At 37.1% G+C, this 3,115-nt stretch carries 3 protein-coding genes; all 3 read right to left on the reverse strand.

Going from position 1 to position 3,115, the window contains the following annotated elements; all coding sequences use genetic code 11:
• Positions 1–173: 173 nt before the first annotated feature.
• On the reverse strand, positions 174–1,349 hold the full coding sequence (locus C1I38_RS03535) for an ATP-binding protein (RefSeq protein ID WP_083916700.1): 1,176 nt from the start codon (positions 1,347–1,349) through the stop codon (positions 174–176).
• Positions 1,350–1,529: 180 nt separating this feature from the next.
• Positions 1,530–2,342, reverse strand: a complete 813-nt coding sequence (locus tag C1I38_RS03540; RefSeq protein WP_131930093.1) for a hypothetical protein — start codon at positions 2,340–2,342, stop codon at positions 1,530–1,532.
• A 226-nt stretch (positions 2,343–2,568) separates the two neighbouring features.
• Positions 2,569–2,952 (reverse strand): hypothetical protein, encoded by a 384-nt coding sequence (locus C1I38_RS03545; RefSeq protein ID WP_131930095.1) that lies wholly within the window; start codon positions 2,950–2,952, stop codon positions 2,569–2,571.
• Positions 2,953–3,115: the final 163 nt, after the last annotated feature.

Genomic DNA, 3,115 nt, shown 5'->3' on the forward strand with positions numbered 1-3,115 from the left:
TATCCGATAATACCAAAGGGTCATCTTAAAGAAAGTAATTTTTCATTAAAACTCCAGAGTATTTCTCCGATATGTCATTTTACATAACGTCCAGGCAGTTCCGCAGCGTCATTGCACATTCATATATTCTAAGTTGCGGAACTGCCGTGTTATGTGAAGTTGCCAGCTTTCTATTATTCTATTACTTTTATTCTTAAAGTTCTTTGTAATGGATGAGATAAGTTTTTCCCAAATAGTCTACACTCGAAATTAATAACATTACCAATTATCTTTTCGGAAAATACAATTCTAATGTCAACATCAAATGCATCGGTTGGTATTTGATGTCTTATGTCACCAATTTGTTGTGTTATTATCCAGGCATCCTCCGTAGAATCGACGTCTGGGTACGTAATAGTCTCTACTCTTGGTACAATAGAATTAATTGCCAGCAAGCTATTATGCTCTGGTTTATGATATAATCTTGAGGCTAATAACAAACCAGGTGCTTTTTTAACTTCAACTTTTATTGAACAATCTTCTAAATAACTCTGTCCATCATTTACAATTGTAATATTTAGTTTATGTGAGTGTAACTCATATGTTTCGTAGTAATCGTCTGGGCGATATGTTTCGTTAACATTTGCAAGGTTCTTTTCTAATTCTTCAATTGTTCGATTCTCATATGGAGTGCCCCCGAAATATGATAATGAACCCATTGAACGTATAGCTCTTAAATAACCCGTTGGCTCTGGCTCAACTCTTTTTTGTTCTAGAATTTTAATAATCTTCTCCTTCGCTCTTTCGGAAGGAAGTTTAGAACGCTTAACCGCAGGTAATTCTATTTCTTCCGTATTCCTAAACCCCTTAAAACTGAGACTAACGAATTTGTCATAATCCGTTCTATTAGTTCTAGAAGCAAATATCTGATCAAAATCACGTCTTTCCATTCTAGTCTGTTGGGAACCCTTTCGGATAAAACTATCACCTTTTTTAAGATTTTTATAGTCTTTTTTCATCATGTAGGGACGGTCTATACAGTTTGAGATAATAAAAACACCAAATACTTTACTCTCAAATTCATAGGGAGAATAGTTAAGTAGTATGTTAGGTTCAATATTTTCTAGAATAAGTTGCTGATAAACTGCCGGATCAACAAATTCTGTACGTTCAATACCCAATAGCTCCCTATCACCACTACTTTGATGTTTTACCCCAACAATTATGTATCTATCACCCTGTACATTTGAATTGGCCATAGCCATTACATCCTTAATAAGTGACTCATATTGTTCCTTTACATATTGTGTTGCCTTAAAATCAAGAGCAGTATTTTCATTCTCAAATCTTATTAAATCATCAATATCCATCTTTTTGACTCCCACTTCCCCAAACTAGGCAATTTCACATAACGTCTCGCGTATTCCCGCAGTCTGCATACTACTTTCATATTTTCTCAGATTGCGGGAAGGTGCTGTTAAGTGAAGTTGGTCGTCCCCAGATTCAGAGGGCGACAGGACGTCGACCCCCAAATTTCAATTATTTATCATCTAAAAAGTTGGATAGTGTAATTCTTTTCCGGGAAACCATCTAACTTCATTCCTAGGTAAACCATGAACTACGGCTATATCAATCGGACCTCCACAGCTACCAATACCTGGTAGGAAACGATCCATTTGAATTTGAACCTTGGCCAAAAAAGCAGCCATATCCATAGCGTCTTGTATAGGCATAGCAGAAAAATTAATTTTGTTAATTGGTGAAACTAAATTGTTAAAAGCTTCGTTCATCTGTTTGCTTTCCATTTCAAGAGTAGCTGCAACTTCATTTACAGAACCAAAACTATAGTTATACAATAATGTCAATGCATTGTCTGCGGCACCAGCCAAAAAAACGGTAGGGGTTTTAAGTATTTCCATAACAGTAGGAGTATTAGATTGAAAAGTAATATGCCAAGCGTTAACTCCTCTACCTTCTGGATCAGACCCCCCAAGTATTAAGTATGTTACTGGTAAATACTGTTCTGGAATACCTATTTCATGATATTTCAAAGACCTTAATTCATTTATTTTATTCACTAATTTCATAAGTTCATTGTGTTGTGCTTCTCTAGTTTCGGGAATTACAGCATCGAATTCTTTAATGATATCTAAAGTCTGTATATCTCCAAAAGAAGCTTGTCCAGCAACAGCAGCAGTAAAACAATTATGTAAACTAAATGCAATCTTTGTACAATAGTCATATGTTTGGTCGAGCCAAATTGACTGACCATCTACTATACCTCCAAAACCTTTTGTTGTTACTTTACTGTCTGCAGCTAAGACTAAGTCAGTTCCCGTTTTTATAGCAGCAATAATTGTCATTTCAACTCTCCTCTCATCACTTTATTTGGCAACTTTCAAATATCCGCGCCAGGACGGCGCGGCCTTTGCGACCAATTTCATTTAACGTCTCGCCGGTTCCCGCCGCGCCCTGACCACATTCGTCATCCTCTAAGTGGCGGGAACCGGCTGTTCTACGAAGCCGTACGCCCCCAAATTCAGAGGACGCCACGGATGGCGGCCCCTATCACCATTCAACCAAAAGTTTCTACAATTTCAAATCATCTTTTGCCTTCCTGTACCAATTCTCTAGCCACATTCGATTCCCTAAACCATTCACTGAATCTTCCTTAGAATACTCGATTATTACGTTTAATGCTCTAGCTTCCAAATCGCCCGAATATACCATGTTCTCCAATATATGATGTGCCACCCAAATATCGGTCCTAAAATCTTTATCACTTAACAATTCAGCAAAGTCATAAATCCTTGAAGGATATTTTTCGCTTATTAAACGGGATATTTTGATCATTCTATCAACAGCTTTATTAGCCTTCCTTACTTCACTCTTATTGCCATAATCAATAATGGCGTTTAATTTAATACATTCTTTATATTCCTCTACAAGTTCCTCAAAATTTGAATTCTTCAATAAAACACCTTCTATCATTATGACTTTCATAATACCGCGCATGGATGCGCGGCCAATGCGTACGGTTTCGTAGAACGGCTGGGCATTACCGCAGCGTCATGCTTCATTCATATTGGCAAAGTTGCGATAATGCCTTGTTATCTGATGCCTGGCGCTTGCATAT

This window comes from Dehalobacter sp. 12DCB1 (assembly GCF_004343605.1).
Lineage (GTDB): Bacteria > Bacillota > Desulfitobacteriia > Desulfitobacteriales > Syntrophobotulaceae > Dehalobacter.

Bases quoted from the DNA above. Each gene is read 5' to 3' on its own strand.
- C1I38_RS03540 (WP_131930093.1), bottom strand. From the start codon at position 2,342: ATGACAATTATTGCTGCTATAAAAACGGGAACTGACTTAGTCTTAGCT.
- C1I38_RS03535 (WP_083916700.1), bottom strand. From the start codon at position 1,349: ATGGATATTGATGATTTAATAAGATTTGAGAATGAAAATACTGCTCTT.